At 66.8% G+C, this 23,584-nt stretch carries 13 protein-coding genes; 5 read left to right on the forward strand and 8 right to left on the reverse strand.

Annotated elements, in window-relative coordinates:
* The first annotated feature begins 10 nt into the window (after positions 1–10).
* The 4 genes from LCL61_RS18455 (at position 11) to LCL61_RS18470 (ending at position 5,622) form a co-directional block, all read left to right on the forward strand.
* A complete protein-coding gene (locus LCL61_RS18455) occupies positions 11–1,138 on the forward strand; it encodes a hypothetical protein (RefSeq protein WP_340687971.1) in 1,128 nt (375 codons plus the stop codon).
* Entirely contained in the window at positions 1,138–2,610 is a 1,473-nt protein-coding gene (locus tag LCL61_RS18460) for an SCO6880 family protein (RefSeq protein ID WP_340687972.1), read from the forward strand. Before LCL61_RS18455 ends, LCL61_RS18460 begins: the two co-directional genes overlap by 1 nt.
* A 59-nt stretch (positions 2,611–2,669) precedes the next feature.
* Positions 2,670–4,040 (forward strand): ATP/GTP-binding protein, encoded by a 1,371-nt coding sequence (locus LCL61_RS18465; protein WP_340687973.1) that lies wholly within the window; start codon positions 2,670–2,672, stop codon positions 4,038–4,040.
* Positions 4,041–4,410: 370 nt separating this feature from the next.
* Positions 4,411–5,622: a helix-turn-helix transcriptional regulator gene (locus LCL61_RS18470; RefSeq protein ID WP_340687974.1), complete on the forward strand. Its 1,212-nt coding sequence runs from the start codon at positions 4,411–4,413 to the stop codon at positions 5,620–5,622.
* A 111-nt stretch (positions 5,623–5,733) separates the two neighbouring features.
* Here the strand turns inward: LCL61_RS18470 and LCL61_RS18475 are convergent, their stop codons facing one another.
* The 7 genes from LCL61_RS18475 to LCL61_RS18505 form a co-directional block, all read right to left on the reverse strand.
* Positions 5,734–6,942 carry a cytochrome P450 gene (locus LCL61_RS18475; RefSeq protein WP_340687975.1) on the reverse strand — a complete coding sequence of 403 codons (1,209 nt, stop codon included), beginning with the start codon at positions 6,940–6,942 and terminating at the stop codon, positions 5,734–5,736.
* A 20-nt stretch (positions 6,943–6,962) separates the two neighbouring features.
* On the reverse strand, positions 6,963–7,934 hold the full coding sequence (locus LCL61_RS18480) for an aldo/keto reductase (protein WP_340687976.1): 972 nt from the start codon (positions 7,932–7,934) through the stop codon (positions 6,963–6,965).
* The gene (locus LCL61_RS18485) at positions 7,931–8,731 is read right to left on the reverse strand and encodes an SDR family NAD(P)-dependent oxidoreductase (RefSeq protein WP_340687977.1); all 801 of its coding nucleotides are present in this window, start codon (positions 8,729–8,731) and stop codon (positions 7,931–7,933) included. The genes LCL61_RS18480 and LCL61_RS18485 overlap by 4 nt, the downstream gene beginning before the upstream one ends.
* 175 nt (positions 8,732–8,906) lie before the next feature.
* Positions 8,907–10,100 carry a phthiocerol/phthiodiolone dimycocerosyl transferase family protein gene (locus tag LCL61_RS18490; RefSeq protein ID WP_340687978.1) on the reverse strand — a complete coding sequence of 398 codons (1,194 nt, stop codon included), beginning with the start codon at positions 10,098–10,100 and terminating at the stop codon, positions 8,907–8,909.
* A 705-nt stretch (positions 10,101–10,805) separates the two neighbouring features.
* Positions 10,806–16,022 carry a beta-ketoacyl synthase N-terminal-like domain-containing protein gene (locus tag LCL61_RS18495; RefSeq protein WP_340687979.1) on the reverse strand — a complete coding sequence of 1,739 codons (5,217 nt, stop codon included), beginning with the start codon at positions 16,020–16,022 and terminating at the stop codon, positions 10,806–10,808.
* 149 nt (positions 16,023–16,171) lie between these two features.
* A complete protein-coding gene (locus LCL61_RS18500) occupies positions 16,172–16,789 on the reverse strand; it encodes a TIGR00730 family Rossman fold protein (protein ID WP_340687980.1) in 618 nt (205 codons plus the stop codon).
* 754 nt (positions 16,790–17,543) lie between these two features.
* Complete coding sequence (locus LCL61_RS18505; RefSeq protein ID WP_340687981.1) at positions 17,544–18,839, reverse strand: polyketide synthase; 1,296 nt, start codon at positions 18,837–18,839, stop codon at positions 17,544–17,546.
* Between the two features lie 286 nt (positions 18,840–19,125).
* Here LCL61_RS18505 and asnB point away from each other — a divergent pair, with 286 nt between their 5' ends.
* Positions 19,126–20,952 carry an asparagine synthase (glutamine-hydrolyzing) gene (asnB, locus tag LCL61_RS18510; RefSeq protein WP_340687982.1) on the forward strand — a complete coding sequence of 609 codons (1,827 nt, stop codon included), beginning with the start codon at positions 19,126–19,128 and terminating at the stop codon, positions 20,950–20,952.
* A 1,254-nt stretch (positions 20,953–22,206) separates the two neighbouring features.
* On the opposite strand, the gene LCL61_RS18515 is transcribed toward asnB, so the two are convergent.
* Positions 22,207–23,523, reverse strand: coding sequence for a glycosyltransferase (locus LCL61_RS18515; RefSeq protein ID WP_340687983.1), 1,317 nt, complete (start codon positions 23,521–23,523; stop codon positions 22,207–22,209).
* Positions 23,524–23,584 lie beyond the last annotated feature (61 nt).

Genomic DNA, 23,584 nt, shown 5'->3' on the forward strand with positions numbered 1-23,584 from the left:
GAGGCACGAGATGCCTGGAATCGATGGCGGCGGTCACCTCGCGGAGTTCGTCCCCGACCCCTCGACCCCGCTCGACGACCTCGTGAATTCGGTGCACGCCTCCGCGTTCGATCTCGTCAAGCAGGTGGTGAACGGTCTGGGAGACCAAGGAAACGTCAATCCCGCCGCACCCGGTTTCCTGACCCAGTACGCGGCCGCTGCCGGTCTCGGACTGGTGGTCATGGCCTTCGCCGCCATTTTCGCGGTCTTCCATGGCCTGCGGCGCGGCGGGCGGGACGACCTGCGGGAGTCGCTGTTCAAGTACCTTCCGCTGGCGGTGCTGCTGATCGTGTTCTTCCCCGCGATCGGGGTTCTGGTGTCGAACGTCGCGAACGCCGCGGGCGAGGGGATCACCGGCTGGGGTGCGACCACGATCGGCCAGACCGGCTCCAGGATCGAGAAACTGGCCGGGATACCCGCCGACAAGCTGCCGGGTGGCGCGTTCGTGGGCTTGATCGTCTCGCTGCTGATCGTGGCCGGCGCGCTCGGCGTCTTCCTCGTCCTCGCGGTGGAGAAGATCGGCTTGCCGGTCGCCGGGATCATCGCCGGGATCGGCTGGGGAATGCTGGTGCATCCGGTGTGGCGGCCGAAGGCACTGCGGGTGCCCGCCCTGTGGCTTGGCCTGATCTTCGCCAAGCCGTTGCTGTTTCTGCTGCTCGCCGCCGCGTTCGGCGCCTTCGGCGCGGCCGACGGCGATCCTTCGGGCGTGCCGGGGCTGATCCAGCTGTGCCTGCTGGCCGTCGCCCTCATCGCGTCGAGTGTGGCGCCCTTGATGGTCCTGCGCAGGCTCCCGACGACCCGCGTCGGGGCCGCGGACCGGTCGAGCACACGGCCCCCGGCTCCCGTCGGGGTGCGCGAATCGGTCGCCGTCTCCCTGGAACGGGGCCCGGCGCTTGCGGCGCCGTTTCCCCATCGGAATCCGGCGGAGTCACGTTCCATCGAGCAGGCGTACGAGAACCGGCAACGGGAGCGCCGGAGTTCACAGCGTGACCGGGGGCGGGCCCAGCCGCGGCAGGACCCTCCCGTGCCGTCGGGAGGTCACCTCGAAGCGGACAGCCACACCGAGAAGATCTCCGCTCCGATCCGGGGACGTGCCTGATGCGTACTTCGATCCTGGGCGGCGAGGTCGTCGGGCGCGGCCTGCTGGGCAAAGTCGACGGTCGCACCGCTGTCGCCCTCGGCGTGACCGGCTTGCTGGCCGGATGGCTTTGGCTGGGGATGGGCGGTGTCGCGGGCACCGTCGTGGGCGTCGTGGTCCTCGTCCTCGGTGTCATCGTCCTGTACCCGTGGAGCGGGCAGCGGTCCATCGCGGCGGGTTGGGTCCGCCGGTGGCGGTTCGTCCTGCGCCGCCGTCAAGGGATCACCGCGTTCGTAGCCGAGCCTGGCAGCGAACAGGCGATCCTGCCGCCTCCGCTCGGCCGGGTGGCGCCGCTCGACCTGGGCGGTACACCGCACGAGGACATGTTCATCCTGCGGCACTCCAACCCCGGTGAAACCCCTTACCTGTCCGTGGTGATGGAGGTCGACGGCCAGCCACAGGGGCTGCGCACCGTCGCGGAATTCGAGGTGGCGTCGGCCCGGTACGGCGTGATGCTCTCCCAGCTGGCCCGGGACGGTTCCTTCCTCCGTGGCCTCCAGCAGATCAACCGGATCCTGCCCCACGACCCGGCGCGCCACCGTGCCTTCGTCGCGGCGAGGGTCTCCGACCGGCCGGGTATCGAGGCACTCGTCAAGTCCTATGAGGATCTGATCGACCTCACCGCGCACACCGCCGAGCAGCACCGGAACTACCTCGTGGCCCGATTCCCGCTCAACGGCGAGTTCGCCGTCGCGGCGCGGCGGCACGGACAGGGCGAGACGGGCTGGGCCGGACTGGTGCGCGAGGAACTGGCCAGGCTCGCCGATCTGGTGAGCCGCGCGGATCTGGTGCGGCCACGGGTGCTGGGCGAGCAACGCACCTGTGCGGTCCTGCGTTCGATGCAGGATCCGGCGTTTCCGGTGGATCAGCACGAGGGGGTCCGCTGGCACAACTGCTGGCAGGACTACCGGGCCGATCGCGGGCACATGACGGTCAACGACCGCTGGCTGCACCGGGTGGCGGTGGTGCCCAGGGACGGCATCGGTGCCGTGCCGCTCGGCCCTCATTGGCTCGCCCCCCTGCTGGTCGAGGTCAACCCGGCGGTGATCCGGACGCTCAGCGTGCGGATGGAGTTCGTCCCGGCGCGGATCGCCAGGGCCCGCGCGGTCCGCGACGTGACCGTCGATGGCGCGAGCAGGCACAACGCCGCCGAAAAGGGGCAGGTCGGCGACGGTACCGGAGACCTGCTGCTGTCCGCGTCGCGGCGACGACTCGACGATCTTTCCCCGGGCAGCGGGCATCACGGTGTGGACTGGTCCATGTCCTTGTCGGTCACCGCCTCCGATGAAGGCGAGCTGGCAAGGGCGTCCACGCGGGTCGGCAACGCCGCGGCCAACTGCGCGATCGGCAGACTGGAATGGCAGGACATGTGGCACGACGCGGCGGCGATCACCACCTATCCGTTGGCGCGGGGAATGGCGGTGCCGAAATGACGGTACGGACGGCGACGGCATCGCCTGGTGCTCCTGGCGAACAGCAGGTCCCATCACCGGTGGCCGAACCGGAACCGCGGCGGAGGAAGCGTCGCGATCCGCGCCGGACCCGCTGGCTGGACCGGGCCGGATGGTACGAGCCCCGCGAGACCGGCTCACGGTCGACGACGCGGCAGGCGGAGGCACTGAACCTGGCCCTGTCTTCGCCGCCGACGACGCACCGTGGCTTGATCCTCGGCACCGACAGGCTTTCCGGGCAACTGGTGTGCCACGATCCCTTCATCGCCTACGACGACAAGCTGGTCTCGGCGCCCAACGTGGCGGTGATCGGCGACGTCGGCAAGGGCAAAAGTTCCCTGCTCAAGACCTGGGGAACGCTTCGTCAGCTGCTGCTCTCCGGTCGTCGTGTGGTCGTGCTCGACAAGAAGACCCAAGCGGGGCAAGGGGAGTACACCCGGCTCGCCCGCGCGGTCGGCGCGCCGTCGATCCGGTTCACCGTGGACGGCACCGGAAGCAGGCTGAACCTGCTCGACCCGGTCATCTCACTCGGCGAGGCGGGCGAAGGCGGCAAGCAGGCGGGCCGGCCCACCGGCCAGATGATGCTGCTCCGTGCCGTCTTGACCGAGGCACTCGGCAGAGAGGTGAGTGAACGCGAGGGCAAGGCACTGCGGATCGCATTGTTCGCCGCGACCGGTGACGCGCGGGAGCGCAACCGCGTCCCGGTGCTCGGCGATGTCGTCCATCATTTGATCAGACCCGCCGCGGCGGCGGCGAAGGACATCGGGATCCCCGTGTCCGAGCTGCGTGAATGGGGTTTCGACCCGGCCTTCGCACTGGAACGCATGATCGAGGAGGACCTGGCCGGTCTGGTGGACGGTGAGACCTCTCCCGACGTCCAGCTAGACCATCCCAGCGGCCTGGTCCACTTCGACATCTCCGCCCTGCCGGTGGAGGGGCCCGCCCTGCGGATCGTGATGACGGTGATCAACACCTGGCAGACGAACATGCTCGCGCGACGTTCGCGGCAGCTGACGCAGACGGTGAACATCGTCGAAGAGGGCTGGCACGTCGCGGAGGGCGCGCTCGGCAAGGTGTTCCAGCGCAACACCAAGCTCGCGCGCGGGCTGGGGCTGGCGACGATGGCGGGGTTCCACCATGTGTCGGATCTGCCCGCGGACTCCGCCGCCCGCTCGTTGCTGCAGGAAGCCGAGACGGTGTTCATCTTCGGACAGTCGTTGCGCAGTGACGCCCTCGCTTGCGTCGACCTGTACGACCTGCCGGCAGGCACCGAGGACACCATCATGGGGCTCGGCAGGGGCACCTTCCTTGCCAAGATCGGCTCCGAAGCGCCGCTGCTCGTCCAGCACATCCGCTCACCGGCCGAGATCGAGCTCACCGAGACCGACGACGCCATGACCGGCAGGCGATGACGGGCGGGCAGCCGCGGCCGAGCGACGGCATCCGGCCGGCGGCGGCCTCGCCAGGCCGGGCTCGAGGTGGATCACCGCTGGTGGTGGCCTCGCCCGGACGCGGTGACGTCCGCGCCGGTTCGAGCAGCGGAGCTGTCTCGACGCTGTCTTGACAACGAGACCCCGGACGCCGAGGCTGTGTCGCGGGTCATGATCGCAACGGCTGCGGCCCGATCTCGAACAGCCACCTTTCCGGTACTCTCCGTGGCGTGACGTGACATCGACGACCGGCGGAGTGGCCGGCCGAGAACGCGCGGTTCGCGCAGCGTGGCCGCCGAGGGCAGGGAGGCGCCAGTTGAAGCTGGATGAAAGGGCGTTCGGGGAGACCCGGGTGGTGCCGGACCCGGAGTTCATCGGCCCTCAGTGGCCAGAGTCGCACGTGGGCTGCAAAGCGAGTCCCGCGCTGGCGTTGCTTTCGATGGGGGCCGACCGGCTGTCGGTCACGGCGCAGGCCGAACTCGTGTTCACCGACCCGGCCTGTCTGCGAGATCCGCGCTGTCTGTGGCATGGAATGATGATTCTGCTGCGGACCGGTGCTCTCGAGAGTGTGGACGCACATCTTTGGCGGCTCGAGCACGACCGTCACGGCGGATTCCCCGATCACGTCGCCCTGATGCGGGCAGAGCACGCGAAGCACGCCGGGGACCTGGTGGGCTCGCTGGACACCCTGGCCCGGCTCGCGGACACGGCGTCGCCCGCGTGCCTGAGCGATCTGGCGGCCCCTCTCTATGTCGAAGCGCTTGTCGCGGTCAACGAGGTCAAACTGGGCGACCGGGTCCTTCGCGAGCACGATTTCGATCGACTTCTGCGGCAATGGGAGCCCATCCGCTCGCTGGTGCTGGTGGTACGTGGCGGGCTTCATCTGATCGCGGGCAGGGTCGACAAGGCCTTCGAGGATCTACTTGAATCTTCGCGAGTCCCCGCCAGGGAGGCCGTGGCCTCTTCGCCGATCGCGCGCCGTGACGGTTTGCTGGCACTGGCCGCGGCCGCCGCGGGACAGTCCGATGTCGCCGCCGCCGCGGCGACGCAGGCGTACGAGGCCGCGATGGCGTGGCGGTCGTATGCCGACGTGGCCTGGGGGCTGTACGTCCTCGAGACGATCGAGGATTCCGAACGACCGTCCGACCGGCTGAGGGACGCCATCGATCTCATGGAGCTTGCCCGGTCACCGGTCGGGATCGCCACTCTCTGCCACGAACAAGGCAAGAGGTTTCTGGCGTCCGGGCAGCTACGCGAAGGGAAAGCTCAGCTTCGTCGAGCCAGGGAAGCGGCCCTGCGGATCGGCGACGCGACCTTGACCGAGAAGATCGACAAGTTGCTGCGAGAACTCACCACTCGGCCGACGTCGCGTCCTTCGTTGACTGCGCAAGAGCTGCGGATCGCCGAATTGGCAAGAGATGGCTACAGCAACAAGCAGATAGCGAACCGTTTGGTGCTCACCATGCGCACCGTCGAATTCCATCTTTCCAACGTGTACCGCAAACTTGGGCTCCCTGGCCGGCGAGCGCTGGCCGGCGAGACATTGCCGCCGCGTCGGACCTGAGTGTGATGACGGCAATTGAAGGGTAAGGCAAGCAAGGCGGCGCCTTCGTCGATCTCCCCGAGATGCCGGTATCTCCTCAGCTTAGGTCGGCCTGCCCGGCGGCAACGGAAATCAGCCGAGAATCGCCGGTAAGCCATCGAGGCGGCGCATGAACGAGCCGGGACGCCAAACCAGGTCTTCGGATGCCACCGCGAGCCGGGTTCGCGGGAATCTGGTGATCAGTTCCCGCAGCGCGATTTCGGTTTCCAGCCTGCCGAGGGCCGCGCCGAGGCAGCGATGCGCGCCGTGGCCGAAGCCCAAATGCCCGCGCGTCTCACGTTCGATGTCGAAGACATCCGGGTCAGGGAACCGGGCCGGGTCACGATTCGCCGCACCGGGTGAGACCACGATCATCTCACCGGCCGGGATCGTCACACCGTTCACGTCGACAGGCTTTTCGTAGAACCGAGGGGGTAGAAGTTTGAACGGTGACTCGTAGCGCACGATCTCTTCGACCGCCGCGTCGAACAGATCCGGGGTGGCGAGCAACCTGCTCACCGCGTCCGGCCGGTCGAGCAGCAAGGCGAGTCCGGTCCCGATGCTGCTCGCCGGCTCCGAGCCACCGATGAGCAACACCACGTAGGTTGAGGCGAGTTCGTCGGCGTCCATTCCACCGTCCGCTTCGTGGACCCGCAGCAGCCTGGTGAAGAGGTCGTCTCCCGGCTCGCGTTTCTTCTCGTCGATCATGCGCAGGGCGAGTTCGTGCAGGCGATGAGCGCCGTCTTCCGCCTCGGCGACGCTGTTGCCTGTCAGCATCGACATCTGCCAGTCGGGGAATCCATTTCGTTCGTGGTCGGGAATGCCGAGAAAGTCGGCGAGCACAGTGGTGACCAAAGGCCGCGCATAGGCCTTGACCAGGTCGACCGGCTCGCCGATGGGGAGTCGGTCCAGCAGTGCGGTGGCGGTGCGTTCGATGGCCGGCTTCAACCGCATCACACGCGTCGTGCTGAACTCGCCGCTCAACTGCGCCCGGAGCCGGCGATGGTCGGGGCCGTCGCGATCGAGCAGACTGCGTCGCGACCTGTGCGCGAGCTTGGCGCTGTGATCAGGGCGGAGAATCGATTGTGGAACGACCCTTTTCCGGTGCTGCACGATGTCCTTGGCCGCGCCGGCATCGGCAAGGATCCTGCGGACTTCGTCGTACTGGGTGACCGCCCACATCCTGAAGCCGTTGACCTGGACGGGTACGGCGGGCGCTGTGGCCCGCAATCCGTCGAACACCGCGTAGGGGCAGGCCGTGTACTGGGATGTCGCGAGGTATTTCGGTGGTTTCTCCGCCATGACAGCCTCCTGACGGCAGCTCAGATACTTACTTCCGGATAGCCGCGACGAGGTGCGGACACCTCGTCGAGCCTGCGCCGGTGCTCCTCGGGCAGACAAAGATCCGTGCCTGCCAAAGATTCGTCGAGCTGCTCGACGGTCCTCGCGCCGATCAGCGGGGCGACCACGCCCGGACGGTCACGAAGCCATGCCAGGGACACCGCGACCGGCGTAGTTCCCAGCTCGTCGGCGACGGACGCCACGACCTCGACGATCCCGGCGGCGCGGTCGTTGAGATGCCTGCCGACATACCACTTGAAGAACCGGTTCTCCGCCCGCTTCTCCGGTACGCCGTGCCGGTACTTCCCGCTCAGCACACCCCTGCCCAAAGGCGCCCACGGCAGGATGCCGAGGCCCAGGTTCATCGCGGCAGGCACTACTTCGCGCTCGATGCCTCGCTCGAGCAGGGAGTACTCGACCTGCACGCTGGCCAGCGGGCGGCTGTTATCGCCTGCCTGCCGGACGGCGGCGACCGCGGTTTGCCAACCCGAGTAATTGCACACACCGGCATGGCGCACCTTGCCTACGGCGATGGCGGTTTCGATGGCTTTGAGGCTCTCGTCGATGGGGACGTTCCTGTCCCACGCGTGTAACTGCCACAGGTCGACGTGATCGGTGCCGAGCCGGACCAGTGAAGCATCGAGTGCGTTCAAGAGGTAGCCGAACGAGGCGTCCGCGGTGGGCTTTCCGTCGACTATGACCGCCGCGGACTTGGTCGCCAGGACAAGGGATTCTCGTGGCATGCCTTTACCGAGCAACTGCCCGATGATTCGCTCGGCTTGGCCGGCGCCGTAGACATCGGCGGTGTCCAGCAAGTTGCCACCTGCGTCGAGATAGGCGGCCAATTGACTCGCTGCGGCCTCGTAATCGGTCGTCGTACCCCAGGTCGAAGTGCCCAAGCCGAAAGGAGAAACGATCAGGTCGCTTTCGCCGAGGCGGCGTGACTCTTTCAACGTGACCAACCCTCTCGATCAGAAATGCGCGCGTCGAGGTCGTCCTCAGCGCAGATGACTTGCCCGGTAAGGACGTCGGCGTCCCCTCTCGCCAAGCGCACCAAACAAGCGACGGCGGTATCGAGCGGGACGAAGGCACCCGAGTCACGGGCGTCGATCGCCCAGCGGCCGATCCTCTCCAGCCAAGGGTCGTCGGTGTTGCCGGCGAACCGCATGCCTGCGCGAGTGAGCCCGGCGTCGACGATTCCGGGGTTGTAGCTGAACACGGTGACACCCGTGGATCGCAATTCGGTTGCCAGATTCTCGGAAAGCTTGAGCAGTGCCGCCTTGGACACCGAGTAGGCGGTGGCGTAGGGCCAGCGTTTGATCCCGGCAGGACTGACGAGATTGATGATCCGGCCGCGGCCTGCCGGGAGCATCACTGCCAGGGCGGCCTGTGCGCTGATCAGGGGACCGGCCACGTTGACCTCCTGGGTGCGCCACCACGCGCCGAAGTCGATATCGGCGGTGGGCCCGACCGGGCCGGGATCGACGGCGTTGTTGACGAGCACGTCGAGCCGGCCGCTGACCTTCATGATCCGCGCTACGACATCCTTCATGGCGTCACCGTCCACGACGTCGGCGCACATGGCCTCGACGAGGATTCCGTCCCCGTTCAGTTTTTCGGCGGTTTCTTCCAGCGCCGAGGCGTCCCGCCCGGTGATGAAGACCCGGGCGCCCGCCTGCCCCAGCGCTTCAGTGAACGCACGGCCCAGTCCCTTACCGCCGCCGGTGACCAGAACCGTCGAGTCCCGCATTAGGTGTGACCTCCCTCTGTGCCGGTTGGGTGACGCAGGGTCACGACATCTCGGCTGACCTTCACAGTGGTCAAAGCCCCGGTCAACGATCCGGGGGGAGAACCTGCCCTATGATCGGGGCCGAAACGTCTTTCGGGCACGATCCGGTGGCGGCGGCATGTGCGCCGCCACCGGATCAGTGGTTCACCCGCGAACGCAGCGCGGACTCGATCGAGGCCATGACCTGACCCATCTCTTCGGGTTTGTGGTAAGCGAGGTCGTAGACCGCGTCAAGTGTGAGCCGTCCGCCCACCGTCGCCACGAACATCGCGGGTACCGGACCGTGCAGCGTCGCGGCGAAACGGCTACCGGTGACACGCAGGCCTTCGGGCAACACGGGATCCTCCACGACACCGATGTTCGACACCATGAAGGTCATGGGCGGCGGGGGCGTCGGCGCGAGGCACTGGGCCAGCAAGGTGCGTTGCGGTTCGTCCCGTTCGAGAGCCGTACGCAGCTCCGCGGCTACCCGATGGCCGATCTCGAGCGGTTCGTCGCCGGCAGCGACCGGGACGGTGACCGTGCACTGAAGGGCTCCACACAGCTGGGCGTCTGAATCGATCGGTGGATCAAGCCGTTGGCGGAGATCCACGGGGAGGCACAAGGTGACCGGTTGCGGGCCGTCGGTTTCGGGGAACCGCGTCCTTACCGATCTCGAAACCGCTCCGGACAGCAAGTCTGTGACCGACATCCGGTTAGCGCGGGCGAAGGTGACGAGCTCGGCCGTTGGCTCGAGCTCGAGTTCGAGGTGGTGCACGCCGAAGCCGGGCGACGGTCCATCGGAACCGCGCGAAAGGGCCAGCGGCTCTCCTGGCACCTTGGGTGGGTCGGGCCAGCCCGGGGTGTAGTGCCCGGAGAAGAGTTCTTCCAACCCCGGCTCGAAAACCGGTCGCGGCTTCGAGGGCGGGGCCTCGCCGCGGAACAAGGTGGTGTAGATGCGGAGCAGAACGCGTACCAGTATTTGCACCAGGCGTCCGTCGGAAAAGGCATGATCGACGGCGAGCGTCAGTACCGCTGTGCGGGCCGTCTCGTACAGTGACAATCGGCTGACCGCACCGTCTCCGATCCGTTGGGAGATGTCTTCGTCGAAAGTGTCCACACCGGCTGCTACCTTCGGCATGCTGTCTCGCAAGCTCAGCAGGAATCCCTCCTCGCTTCCGAGTATTCGGCAGCGCAACAGAGGGTATTCGCGACCGAGTAGCTGCCACGCGGTCTCGAGCAGCTCAAGGTCGAATCGGCCGGTGAAGGCCGTGCGGACCACTACCGGGCCGAACCCCGCGAGGATGCAAGCCGTCTCGCTGATCGTCAGCGCTCGTTCGGTGGTCTTCATCGGTCTCCGTCTTGCTCTGTGAGGTTGGCGGCTTCAGGCTGCAACTTCTCTCACCGCCTGAACAGCGGTCAACGCGCCCAGGGAGAAAGTTGCCCGGTTTTCCCGCAGAAGTGGACGGCCGGACGTGGGGTGTGCGCGGACGCCCCGCGTCGAGTCGTCGCTGCGGGTGACACTGGCGGACCGCGGTGTCGTGACCGACCTTCTGTACCGATCCGATGGAGTCGGCCGCGACCCGAGCGTCCACAAAAGACACTGCTGATGGCTGAAAACACTCGGGGGCGCATCCGTGGAGAGACGGGTCGTCGACAGCGGCGCAGAGTGAAACAGGTTATCGCACTGTCGATCAGTTGCGGCGGTGCCTCGTCCTCCATGAATACGGTGTGTTCGGCCGGGTGAAAGGGAAGAGCATCGCATGAAACTGACGGACGAGGTCGACGATCTGCGCGCGCGTTTCGAGACAAGACCGGGCCCGGCCCGAGCGAACGACCCGAGTGGGTCCATGTCATGCAAGGGGATCGAGGAGGCTGGAGTGTGTGAACCTCGCGAGCTGCGGATCGGGCGCGGTCGGTTGTCGGGAAAAACGCGACGGGCGCAGCGATCGATCGGACATGACGAGGAGCATGAGAACTCGCTGCGACAAACCTCATCGTCGATCGATCGCCTGCCCTCTGCGTCGGTGCGGTCTCCCTTCTCCGGCCTGATTCGCTATGTCCGCAGGGACGGCGCCCTGTCCGCCGCACCTGACGTGGCCCGCTTCGCGACCAGCCGTTCGGTCAAGTGACGAGCCAGCGCGGCAGGCGTCGGATTGGTCCACAGAACAGTGATCGGCAGATCCAGTTCTATGGAGCGTTGCAGCCGGCTGCGGATGGCGATGGCCATCACCGAGTCCAGACCCAGGTCGGCGAAAGGCACGTTGTCCTCGATCCGTTCGCCCGGAAGCCCCGTCTCCTCGGCGATGTGACGGTTGATCTCTTCCGCGATCGTGACCGCGAGTGTCTCCGGATCCGCTGAACGCAGTGCGGCACCGGCCGAGGAATCATCCTTGAGCTCGACTGACTTGGGGCTCTTGACGTGCTCGAAGATCGGGCGCCGCGGCACATCTGGAAGCTGGGTCGGGCGAACGATGATCGCTTGGGCGGCATCCATGGCGTCCGCGTATTCCCAGGCACGCAGCGCTTCTACGACTGTGATGTCGCCGAAGCCTTGGGAATCCATGGCGTCCTGCTCCAGGGCGCCGAAGGAAGCGCCCATTCCCGTGTTGCGCCAAGCCGTCCAAGCAAGCGCTTTGGTGTCCGATGCCTGGGTACGCCGATACTGGGCGAGGGCATCGAGGAAACAGTTGGCGCCGGCGTACGCGGTACAACCGGGAAGCACCACCAGAGGCGCGGTGGATGAGAAGAACACCAAGAAATCCAGGGTTCCCGGCGGGAACAGCTCGTGGAGCACATAGGCGCCCGCGGCTTTGGCATGAAGGTTGGTGTGTATGGAGGCTTCGTCGAGTTCGTCGATGACGCTGCCGCTGAACACACCTGCGGCGTGCACGATGCCACGCACAGGAGGGAGCCCCAGTACATCTGCTCGCGTCAAAATCCGTGCGGCGTCGGGATCGGTGATGTCCAAGGAGTAAGGCTGAACAGTGACACCGAGCTGCTCCAAGGACGTGATGACGTCGATCGCGTGGCGGATCGTCGGATCCGTCTGCTCTGTCCAGAGACTGCGCTCGGGTAGCCCTCGACGCCCGATGAGCACAAGCCTGCGAGCACCGTGTGCGACCAGGTAGCGCGCGGCTTCCAGCCCGAGTGCTCCAAGCCCACCGGTCACCACGTAGGTGGCATCCGGCGCGCACCGCAGCGGGGCCGGAGCGGTGCCGGAAACAGGAACCATGCGGGCGGCTTGCGGAGCCGGCCCGTCGAGGGCGACCCAATCCTCCGCGGGAGGATGGTGCAGCAGCCGCAGGAGTCGCCCGATCGCTTCGTCGGTGCCTTCCACACCGAGATCGACGGTTCCACCCCACAGATCCGGGTGCTCCGAGGCGATGACCCGCCCGGCCCCCCATAGCGGCCGTTGTGACAAGGCGCGATCGTCCCGACACTCGCGGGCACCGGCGGTGACCGCCCACAACCGAGCAGTGCTCTCGCCCCCGGACAACAGGGCCTGCGCCGTACGGGCCAGCAAGCCGAGGTTCAGCTCGGTCTGCCGCACTGGAGCCTCCGTGTCTCCGGGGATCACGAGCACGTGATCAGCACCAGTGAGCGCGTCGAGACGGTCTGTTGTGATGCAGGTGATGTCCTCGGCCGCCGCGCGCTGCGCGATACGATCGACCAGCGGGGAGGGCCCAGGCGCGACCAGGGCGATGACCGGTGCCCGGCCGGTGCCGGCAAGCTCGGCCATCGGCTGCCAGTCCAGCCGGTGCATCAGCCTCCGAGGGTCGGAGAGTAGCTCATCGGAAGCGTCCAGGATGCCGAAACGCAGCCCGCGCACCTGAGCCGTCGACGCACCGTCCCGGCTGATCACATCGACATCGACGACGTCGTACGTACCACTCCGCAGCCTGGCGTGTACCTGCACGTCCCGGGGAATGGGGCCGCGGACACGTACGCTCTCGATGAAAGTGGGCATCCGGCGAACCCCCTGCCTGGCCATCGGCAGGGCGGCCAGTGTGGTCGCGGCGTCGAAGAGCGGTGCCCAGGTCTCGGCGTCGGGGGCGAGGACGTGCGCGTCGACTTCGGCAGCGTCGTGGTGGAGAGCCCGCACCTCCCAGGGAAAGGCGACCCCGGTGACTCCCAGCGGCGCGAGAAGGCCGAGGAGTTCGTCCTCGGAGAATGACTGCGACCCGGCGAGAGGTTCGCGGTACGGATTCGGAGCACCGGCGCCGGCGGGCTCGGCGACGTGGGCAGTGGTGTGGACGATCCAATTCCCGCCGCTTTCCTCGTTCGCCAACCGGGACGAGAGGGTCAACTGTCCCTCGTGGGAGAGAATCTGCACGGCACGCCGCTGGTCCGCCGGAAGCGGCGTGCGCAGCGAGATGTCACGCAGGTGGTAGCCACTGGCGACGTCGTTCCCGCCACCGGCGGCCGAGCCAAGCGTTCCCATGAGGACTGCCGCCGGCACGATGTCCACTCCGTGAACGACGTGGGGAGTGGGATACGGGCGAGACTCGGGAGCCAGCGAAGTGGTCCAGACCGTTGTGGGCGGAACCGAGCTGACGTCGACGCGGCGGCCCAGTAGCGTGTGCCCTGCCGGGTCGTGCGCGTCGGTGTCCTCGGGCTTGGCCGGGGGCAGCCAGAACCGCTCGTGCCGCCACGGCTGTGTGGGCAGGTCGACCAGGCGGCCGGGAAGCGCCGCGGCCCAGTCGATGGCGGCACCCCCGCAGTGCAGTTTCCCGATTTGGGCCAGGAATTCCTGGAGTTGCGAGCGGCGACGACGCAAAGTGTGGACTACCAGCACCGGTTCGGAGTCGAACTGCGCCGCCGTCTCCATGATCGAATGTGTCACCACCGGATGCGTCGAGACTTCGATGAAGGTGCGGTATCCGTCTTCGAGCGCGGCCTGAATCGCCGGTCCGAAGCGCACTGGTTCGCGCAGATTTGCCCGCCAGTACAGGGGGTCGCGGGGCGAGTCGCTTCTGGGGTCCCGCAGGGCCGTGCTGTAGAGGGGCAGGGTCGGTTCGTTGATGCCCAGTGGTGCGGCAGCCGCGCACAGATCGGCCAGCAGCGGCTCCATCTGCGCACTGTGGAAGGCCACGTCGGAGTCGATTCTCCGCACCGTCAGTTTTCGGTCCTGCCAATCGCGGACCAGCTCGTCGATCGCGGCGGGGTCGCCGGAGGCGACGGACCAGTCCGGGGACGGATGGATCGCCGCGGTCACGTCGGTGCGTCCGGCCAACTGATCGTTGAGTTCGGGGAAGGGCAGAGCCACCATCACCATGGCTCCGGCCCCGGCTACCGAACGCAGCAGAGACGCCCGGCGGCAGGCGAATCGGACCGCGTCCTCCTCGCTCCACACCCCGGCCACCGCGGCGGCGGAAATCTCTCCCACGGAATGGCCGATCACGGCAGCAGGCCGTACACCGCGCGCCCGCCACATCCTGGCCAGCCCCAACTGGATGCCGATCAGCGCTGCCTGGATGCGGTCGACCTCGGTGAACTCGCCGTGCCGGATTTCCTCCAGCAGGGAAAATCCGGCTTCCTGCCGGAAAACGGGGTCCAGCCGTTGGCAGGACTGTGCGAACTCGGCGCTGTCCCGGAGGAGTTCCCGTCCCATTCCCGCCCAGTGCGAGCCATGTCCGGAGAACACCCACACCGGGCCAGGTCCCGGCTCGTTCGCCCGGCTGACGACGATACCGTCGTCAGCCTTCCCCGCGGAGACCGCGTCGAGCCGATCCACCGCCTGATCCCAGTTCTCGGCCACTACGGCGAGGCGGTGCGGCAAGTGCGAGCGGCGCACCGCGAGCGTGTGCGCCGCGGAGCCGAGGTCGGGCCGGTCGTCACCGGTGCGCACCGCGTCCGCCAGCCGTCCAGCGGCATCCCGTAGCGCGGGCGCGGAAGCGGCCGACAACACCAGCACCTGAGTCGACGGCTTTCCCGCCGCGTGCGGAGGAAGCGGAGACACGGTCGGTTCTTCCAGGCACACGTGGGCGATCGTTCCGCCGTATCCGAAGCTGGACACTCCTGCGCGCCGCAAACTGTCACCCCGGGGCCAGGGCGTGGGCGCGTCGACCACTCGGACGCCAGGCATGGTGATGATGTCGGGCAATACCCCAGCCGGACCGTCGGGGCCGACAGTGGGCGGAAGCAGTTCATGCGTCATCGCGAGAACCGTCTTCATCACGCCCGCGATACCGGCACCTGCCTCCAAATGCCCGATGTTGCCCTTGATCGAGCCGATCAGGACCTCGCCGTCGGTCCGGCCGGTTCCGAGGACCGACGCGATGGCTCCGGCCTCGATCGGATCGCCGACCGAGGTACCCGTTCCGTGTGCCTCGACGTAGTGCACACTCGCAGGGTCCACACCGGCTTTCTCATAGAGTCCCCGCAGCAGCGCGGCTTGCGCGGTACCGTTCGGGGCCATGATTCCGCTGGTGCGCCCGTCTTGAGCCACCGCCGAGGCCACGATGGTGGCCAGGATCCGGTCACCGTCACGGAGTGCGTCGGACTTCCGCTTCAGCACCAGCACCCCGGCGCCTTCACCACGCCCGTACCCGTCGGCCTGGGCGGAGAAGGGCTTGCTCCTTCCGTCGGGAGCCATCGCTCCAGAGGCGGCCAGGGACATCGACTGCCCCGGCGCGGGAATGAGGTTCACTCCGCCGGCCAACGCCAGGTCCGCCTCCCCGGATCGCAGGGCCTGGCTCGCCGCGTGCACTGCGACCAGCGAAGAAGAACAAGCGCTGTCCACCGCGAAACTCGGTCCGAGCAGGTCCAGCGCGTAGGAAACGCGGTTGGCCACCGCGCAATAGGCGCCTCCGATGCTGCTGTACGGCCCGATGCGGGAGGCATCGGACAACAGCAGCTGGCCGTATTCGTTACCACCGACTCCCATCACGACCGCGGTGACACTACCCGCCAGGGACCGTGGCGGGATACCGGCGTGTTCCAGACTTTCCCAAGCCACTTCGAGCACGATTCGCTGCTGTGGATCCATCTGCTCGGCTTCTCTCGGGGTGATTCCGAAAAAGCCCGCGTCGAATCCCGCGGTATCGTCGAGGTAGGAGGCCCGCTGAATCATCCGACGTACCGCGCCGGAGGCGGCCTCACTGGGCGTGGGATAGGCGTCCCAGCGGCCCTCAGGCAGATCAGAGACGGCGGAGCGGGCGTCCTTCAAATGCGCCCAAAGCGCATCAGGGCTGTTGATCCCACCCGGGAATCGACAGCCCATTCCGATAATGGCGATCTGGTCGGAAAAGTCTGCTGGTCGTGCTTTCATGGGTATTTCCGATCTGCATTATTCCTGTAATGCGAAAATCTGGTCGGATAACCGGCAGTCTCGACGCGACCGCTCTTGCCGGGCATGGCGATCGAGCTAAGATATGCCAGAGTGTCCTCGATGGCATAAGGTATCGCGCGCTGTCGGTTCTATCGCTGCGCTGGGACTGCGATCTGGGGTTTCGCAGAGCGGGCCCCAGGTGACTCACGGTGGGTCTGTGGTCCGAGGTTCGCAAGGACCTTGTCCAGCAGGGCTGCCGGTTCGGCATCGACATGCATCGTTTCCCGGCTGTGCTGATGCAGGAATCCCTCGGTCACCATGTGGTCGGTGAACTGCAGAAGTAGCCGGTAGTAGCCATTCGTGTCCAGGAGGCCGATAGGTTTGGTGTGCATGCCCAGATGTGCCCAGGTCCAAACCTCGAAGAGATCCTCCAAAGTTCCGGTCCCGCCGGGAAGAGCGATGAATCCTTGGGAAAGCTGAACCATCCTGGTCTTGCGCGCATGCATATCGTCGACCACCTGAAGCTGGGTGATGCCGTGATGCGTGGCCTCGTCGCGGACGACATTCCTGGCTATCACGCCTATGACCTCGCCGCCTGCGGCCAGAGCCGCGTCGGCCACCGCTCCCATTATGCCGTGGCTCGCGCCACCGTAAACGACTCCGAAACCCCGCTCGGCGAGCAGAGTGCCGAGAGCTCTCGCGGGAAGCAGATACCGCGGGGCGTTGCTCGCCGAAGAGCCACAAAAAACACAGATGCGCTTCTTCATGAGGACGCCTCCTGAAGCCCTTGTCGCCCCCCAGCGGTTGTCTTTCAGAGGCACTGACGGTTGCGTGAACCTGTGCTCTCGAGATGGACGATACGCCTGAGTGGTGGCGGCACGGCAATCAGCGGAAAACCTTGCACGTTGTAGCATTTGTGCCCGACGTCAGGACCGCTTTTGACGAAAGGCTTGACAACGTGCCCAAATGTTGCTAACCGGCGTCTGGCTGAGATCTCGGAGTGATTATCGAGTGAGGAGGCAAAGTGGCGGGTTGCCGAAGGGGCCGACCTGAAGCGTGCTCGGGGTGGTGAGTGACAATGGTCGTCCTGATGCGGGTAAGCCAAAAGGCGCGGTGGGCCGATCGATGACCCGACCGCGCTCAGCGTGTCCACGAAGGGCGGTCCGCTTCACTGTGATGCCCGTTCGCCCTGATACTCCAGTTGTCGTTCGTGACTGTGCTGGTGGCCTGGTGTGGTGGGCGCGGTCACGATGGTGATCATGGGTGGTCGTGAGCACGGCTCGAGATCCTGTGGTGGCTTCTTGCCAGGGTGGAGTCGCGTCGGCGGGCGGGGCGGTTGGTGGCGGGTTCGTTGGCTGGGTCGCCGCGGGTGAATTGAAGTAGGGCGATTCCCATCCGCTTCGCGCCTGAGATTTCTCGTCGCTTCCTTGTCTTCTCCGGCAGCCTGCCTCGCTCGCTCGCGTACCGGTCCACTGCCGGGCTGACGGTGCTACATGTTCACCCGACGGTTGCGTGCGTCTGTCACTGGTGTGGTGGCTGGCCGACGAGGATGTGGACGAAGGTGCCGGACAGGCCGTAGGTGCTGACTCCCGCGATGGCGGATTCGCTGTCGGGCCAGTCGATCGTGCGGGGGACCGGTGCGATGCCGAGTCCGGTCCAGTCGACCTGGGAGGTGGGTTGATCGCTGTGCAGGCTGGCGGGCACCGTTCGATTCCGTACAGCCAGGGCTGCCTTGATCAGTCCGGCGATGCCGCCGGCGGCTTCAGGATGACCGATGTTGGTCTTGATGGAGCCGACCAGGCACGGCCGGTCGGCCGGGCGGTGAACGCCGATGGCGGCGCCGATGGCGTGCAGTTCCGTGCGGTCGCCGGCTGGAGCAGCGTTGCCGTGTGCCTCCACGTAGGCGATGCGGTCGGGGCTGACGTCGGCGACGGCGCACGCGCGAGTGATGACGTGGAGGTAGCCCTCGAGCGAGGGGGCGATGATCGCTTTGGCGGTGCGGCCCTTGCTGGCCTGGGCGCTGCCGAGGATAAGGGCGTGGATGGTGTCGCCGTCCGCCTGGGCACGGGAAAGCCTTTTGAGGACAAGGACTCCGGCGCCGTCGCTGCGGACGAAGCCGTCGGCGTCCTCGTGGCCGAAGCGGCAGCGGCCCGAACGGGAGAGCATGCCCGCGGCCGAGTAGCCGACGGTGTGGTGGGTGTCCAGTACGAGGCTGACGCCGCCGGCGAGCGCGATGTCGCACTCGCCGGTGCGCAGGCTTTGGCAGGCGAGGTGGACGGCGAGGGTGCCCGAGGAGCATGCCGCGTCGACCGTGGCGCACGGGCCGCGCAGGTCCCAGGCGTAGCTGATACGGCCGGAGGCCATGCTGCGGGCGGCAGCGGTGGCGATGGCGTACATGTCGGTGGTCGTGTTGCCGTGCAACCGGTCCCAGTGCTCACCGGTGCTCTGGCCCATGAAGACCCCGATGTCCTGGCCGGCGGTCTCGGTCAACGCGGCGTCAGCCAGTGCGTCGCGAGCGCACTGGAGCAGCAGGCGGTGCTGGGGGTCGAGCGTCGCGTTCTCCCGTTCGGTCACGGCGTAGTCACCGGGCAAGAAACCTGTTGTGTAGTCCAGGAACCCGCCGTCAAGGCTTACGACGCGGCCGGCCTTACGAGGTGTCGGGTCGTAAAGCGCGCGGGCATCACACCGGTCCGCTGGAGGCTCCGCGGTGACCGCGTCGATCTCCCCGCACACCAGGTCCCACAGTTCCTGTGCGCCACTGGCGCCGGGGAAACGCGCTCCGATACCCACGATCGCGATCGGCTCATACGCGGTCATCACGCCTCCACTGGCTCACGGGATCGGGGCGCCGTGACGGTGACCGCTCCCGAGTCCGCGCAGTCCCCAAGCGACCTTGTCATGGAAAATGATCTGAATCGGCACTCTTGATTACCAGGCTGATCCAAGAGGATCACCGGTGAATAGGGCCACCAGTTCGGACGAATCACCGGCCTTTCGGGCAGCCGTCTTGGAAGAAGGTCGCCGGAACGCCGCCGACCTGGACGTCATGGCTGAGAATGATCGCCAAACGCCCGGCAGATCACTCGAAGGGTTTGTGAAGCTGATGTGCGGCATTGCAGGCTGGGCAGATCTCGGGTGCTTGCCGGAGGACCGGGAAGAACGGGTCCGCCGGATGACCGACGCCATGGCGAGCAGGGGGCCGGACGGCGAGGGCGTGTGGACCGGCACTCATGCTGTTCTGGGGCACCGACGGCTGGCCGTCATGGATCCCGGGCACGGTCAGCAGCCCATGATCTTCAGCAACGACCGCCACGAGCCGCTGGTCACGATGACCTACAGCGGTGAGGTGTACAACCATCCCGAGCTGCGTGAGGAGCTCCAACAACGGGGGCACAAGTTCCGGACCGGTACCGACACCGAGGTCGTGCTGCATGCCTACCTCGAGTGGGGCATCGACGCGGTGGAACGGCTCAACGGCATGTACGCCTTCGCGATCTGGGATGAGATCCGCGGCAGGCTGGTGCTTGTCCGCGACCGGCTGGGTGTCAAGCCGCTGCACTACGTTCGCCACGCGGGCGGCCTGCTGTTCGCTTCCGAACCGAAGTCGTTGTTCGCCAGCGGTCTGATCGCCCCCGCGGTCAGCGTCGACGGCCTGCGCGATCTGTTCGCCTCCGCGCACACGCCCGGCGCGACCCTGTTCCGCGACGTGCACGAGGTCAGGCCCGGGACCATCGTGGTCCTCGATGCCGCCGGTCTGCGCGAGCGGCACTACTGGCAGCTCACCGCTCGGCCACACGACGACGACGTGCCCGCCACCGTCGGGCGTGTACATGAGCTGCTGAGCGACATCGCCGCCCGGCACGTCCGAGCCGACGTCCCACTCGGAGCCCTGCTTTCCGGTGGCCTGGATTCCAGTGCCCTGGTCGCCCTCGGTCAGCAAGCCAGCCCGACTCCGTTACGCACCTTCTCCGTCGACTTCGCGGGCAACACCGACCACTTCGTCGGGAACAGCCTGCGCGCCACCCCGGATACCCCGTTCGTGCGCGCCGTCGCCGAGCACTGCGGCCTGGACCACCGCGACATCGTGCTCGACACGGCCGAGTTGGCCGACCCCCGGCACCGGCAGGCAGTGGTCGCGGCCAAGGACGCACCCGCGCTCGGGGACATGGACACCTCGCTGTATCTGTTGTTCCGTGCTGTCCGGGAGCACACCACCGTGACCATCTCCGGCGAGAGCGCCGATGAGGTCTTCGGCGGCTACGCGTGGTTCCACGACCCCGAACGCATCGGTGCCCAGACCTACCCGTGGCGGTACTTCACCGGCCACAGCGGCACGTATCAGGCCCTTCTGCGCCCCGAGGCCAGCGCCGAACTCAACATCGCGGCACACCGCGAGGCGCAGTACCGTGACTCTCTCGCCGGCGTCCCGCGCCTCGATGGCGAGACCGGACTCCAGCGCCGCATGCGCGAGGTGTTCCACCTGCACCTGACCCGCTGGCTACCCCACCTGCTGGACCGCAAGGATCGGCTCAGCATGGCGGTAGGACTGGAAGTACGTGTGCCGTTCTGCGACCACCGACTCGTCGAGTACGCCTTCAACATCCCCTGGGCGCTTCACACCGTCGACGGCCGGGAGAAATCACTGCTGCGCGCGGCGGTAGCGCCGCTGCTGCCCGCCAGCGTCACCGCCCGGGCCAAGGCGCCGTATCCGGTGACCCACGACCCCGCCTACCACCACGCCATCAGCGAACAGGCACACGATCTGCTGGCCACCCCAACCGCGCCGGTGTGGAGTTTTCTCGCGCCGCAACGACTCCGGGACCGCCTGGACCGCCCTGCCGCCGACCATGCCACCCGCGCGGGCATCGACTTCGCCCTCAACCTCGACCTGTGGCTACGCAACCACATCGGCCGCCACGACATCCACTGAAACCCGCCCCGCCTTCCGGGAGAACCCCAGGGAAGGCAGTGCAAAGGCATGACCGGCCACAAGGGCTGGCCGGCCACGCCCCTGCCTCGTGGTCCTAGGTGAGGGTCCACAAGGGAGTCCGTGTCGGTATCGGGCGAGAGACAGGCTAGGGAGTTCGTATTCGGTTACCTCATGTGCTCCTGCGGGGGCCGAAGATCGATGATTTGTCGTAGCCAGGTCAGCTGTTTCCGGGAGTCAGCGGGCACCTCGAGTATTCTCGCTTCCACTCGGCGGCTCCGCAGGCATCTCGCTGCCGGCCGCCTCGCCGGGAGAACCTGTCGGCACCCGCAGCAAGCTGCGCCGGTTCGGCAGCTGCACCACGCGCGCATCAGTTTCCTGCGGCAGCGTTCACGGCCGACGGGATCAGGAGGTTTGCGGGATGTGCCTACAGGTGCGGGATATGGGCGCTCCTGGCCTTCGCCGCACTTTCAATCGTGTCCAGTCCGAGCATCGCCAGCAGGTTCGCCTGTTCGTTCGCATCCCTTGCCAGCCTCCGGACCGCCCGGGCCGCGCGCTCGCGAACTTTGTCGTCAGGGGGGTTCGCGGACACTTCGCCGCTGGTGCCCGGTAGCCGGTAGACCGGATTTCGACGTGATTCGCCTGGCATCGATCTGTGTGAAGCATTCGGCATGATGACGCCTTCGGTCGCGGCAGTACGTCGTATTCGGTCGACGCCATGCCGAATCGGGTTCGGTTCACTTTGCGGGAACTGTACGTTCGGCGTGGTGCTGAGAGCATATTCGTGGAGTGAACATGCCCCTTTGGGAATCCTGGCAGCATAAGTGGGCAATCCACCCTGAAGCGGCGGTGTCGCTGCGCGCCGCTTGACGTCGGCGAGGTTGCCCGGAACGGACGCGACTCGAAAGAGACTTCGTGGGGCGGCAGATTCGCAGCGGTATATCAGCTCGGACAGGCTCGTCGGTCGAAGGCAGCCCACGGAACGAACCGATGACGGTCGTTTCGGCGGGCGACTGGAAAGCGTTGGACATGACACCAGCCGTTCGCTCGTAGTCACCCGCAAGGCCGGTGGGTTTCCCGCGGGGTAAGTAGGAGCCGTTGACGGAAACCACCATCGGCGGGTTGATTCGCCGACGTGTACGGATCACTGGGCCGCCGGCGTGCGGCTCATCAGCGTACCCAAGACTTGCACCTGGCTCTTTGAGCGCGTGTTCCGGAGCACCTCGGCACGGCCGAAAGACGCCTCGCGAGAGGCGATCACGTTGACGCTGCGGCGAGCATGCGGTCGACCTCGTGCGTGATCCGGGCCAGGGTGTCGTTGGCCTGGTATTCACGTTGGATTTCCTCCGCCCTGGACCGATAAGCCGGCTCTCGCAGCACCCGTTCGACCGCGTCGCGCACACTCGAGCCGGTGGGGAGCCCCGTGCGGAGGTTGATCCCTGCTCCCGAGTACTCGACGCGCATCGCGACCTCCGGCTTGTCTTCGGTGTCACCCGCGACGACCATCGGGATCCCCGCCATCAAGGCGGCCTGAACGCCGCCAAAACCGCCGTTGGTGACGAAAACGGAGGTGTACGGGAAGATCATCTCGTACGGTAGGTACGAGATGACCCGCGCGTTGGCGGGCACCCGGAGATCGCGCGGTACCGGCAGGCCGCCGAAAGTCGCCACCACGAGGACGTCGGAGCCGGCGAGCGAATCCAGCGTCGGTCCGATGAGAGCCGCGTGGTTCACGTTGTTCAACGTACCTTGCGTGACGAAGACAACACGCTCGGCCGTCAAGACGTCCTGCCACCACACCGGCGGCTCGAAGGTCGCCGTGGGAGTCGGCTCCGGGCGACCGATCAGCTCGATGTGTTCCGGCAACTGCGACCGGTCGTACTCGAGACTCGGCGGCGACAGCTGGAAGAAAGTGTCGCACAGCATTGAGAAGCCATCCCAGTAGTACGGGGCCGGCTTGACCGTGCCGAGGCCGGCTAGAACGTGGTCCAGACGGCTCTGTACCGGCTCGAATTCCTGACGCAACTGGACGCGGAGCCGCCCCGCACGCTCGATCCCGGCCGGCGACGAGTCGGGAGCGACACCGAAACCGAAGGGCGCGAGGCACGGGTCTTCCAGTGTCAGTACGGAGACGCCGATGCCGATCGTCCCGGCCGGTCGCAGCCCCGGAGCTCCGAGCAGCAAGGGCCACGTGCCGTGGAAGAACGACTCGTGGACAACGACGGTCTCGGCCGGATTCCCAGTCCGAAGGATCTCCTGAACGGCGGCGAACTGCTCGGGGATCGGCGGAATGAACATCTCGTGGGGAGCGACCACGACCTGCCGGTGCCCGGATGGCGTGTCCTTCATCGCCGGAAACTCCGCCAGGACACGGTTCCCGTCGAACGCGGCCTTGCCGCGCAAGGGATGCAACCGGCAACCCGGCGTTGTCACGATGTCTTGCGCCAAGTGTTCCAGAGCCGGCGACGTCAGAACTGTGACGCCGTAACCCTTATCGGCGAGGTACCGGCCGATGGGAAGCAGCGGAATCAAGTGTCCCGGCATGGGAATGGACGCCAACACGACCTGAACCATGGTTCCTCCGTAACTCGGCACACACCGCTTGTCAGGACCCTCTCTCGTCCCTCCACCCGCT

The organism is Amycolatopsis coloradensis (assembly GCF_037997115.1).
Lineage (GTDB): Bacteria > Actinomycetota > Actinomycetes > Mycobacteriales > Pseudonocardiaceae > Amycolatopsis > Amycolatopsis coloradensis_A.

Excerpts from the sequence above, each read along its gene's own strand:
- LCL61_RS18455 (WP_340687971.1), top strand. The coding sequence starts at position 11 with ATGCCTGGAATCGATGGCGGCGGTCACCTCGCGGAGTTCGTCCCCGAC.
- LCL61_RS18460 (WP_340687972.1), top strand. The coding sequence starts at position 1,138 with ATGCGTACTTCGATCCTGGGCGGCGAGGTCGTCGGGCGCGGCCTGCTG.
- LCL61_RS18475 (WP_340687975.1), bottom strand. The coding sequence starts at position 6,942 with ATGGCGGAGAAACCACCGAAATACCTCGCGACATCCCAGTACACGGCC.
- LCL61_RS18485 (WP_340687977.1), bottom strand. The coding sequence starts at position 8,731 with ATGCGGGACTCGACGGTTCTGGTCACCGGCGGCGGTAAGGGACTGGGC.
- LCL61_RS18490 (WP_340687978.1), bottom strand. The coding sequence starts at position 10,100 with ATGAAGACCACCGAACGAGCGCTGACGATCAGCGAGACGGCTTGCATC.
- LCL61_RS18495 (WP_340687979.1), bottom strand. The coding sequence starts at position 16,022 with ATGAAAGCACGACCAGCAGACTTTTCCGACCAGATCGCCATTATCGGA.
- LCL61_RS18500 (WP_340687980.1), bottom strand. The coding sequence starts at position 16,789 with ATGAAGAAGCGCATCTGTGTTTTTTGTGGCTCTTCGGCGAGCAACGCC.
- LCL61_RS18505 (WP_340687981.1), bottom strand. The coding sequence starts at position 18,839 with ATGACCGCGTATGAGCCGATCGCGATCGTGGGTATCGGAGCGCGTTTC.
- asnB (WP_340687982.1), top strand. The coding sequence starts at position 19,126 with ATGTGCGGCATTGCAGGCTGGGCAGATCTCGGGTGCTTGCCGGAGGAC.
- LCL61_RS18515 (WP_340687983.1), bottom strand. The coding sequence starts at position 23,523 with ATGGTTCAGGTCGTGTTGGCGTCCATTCCCATGCCGGGACACTTGATT.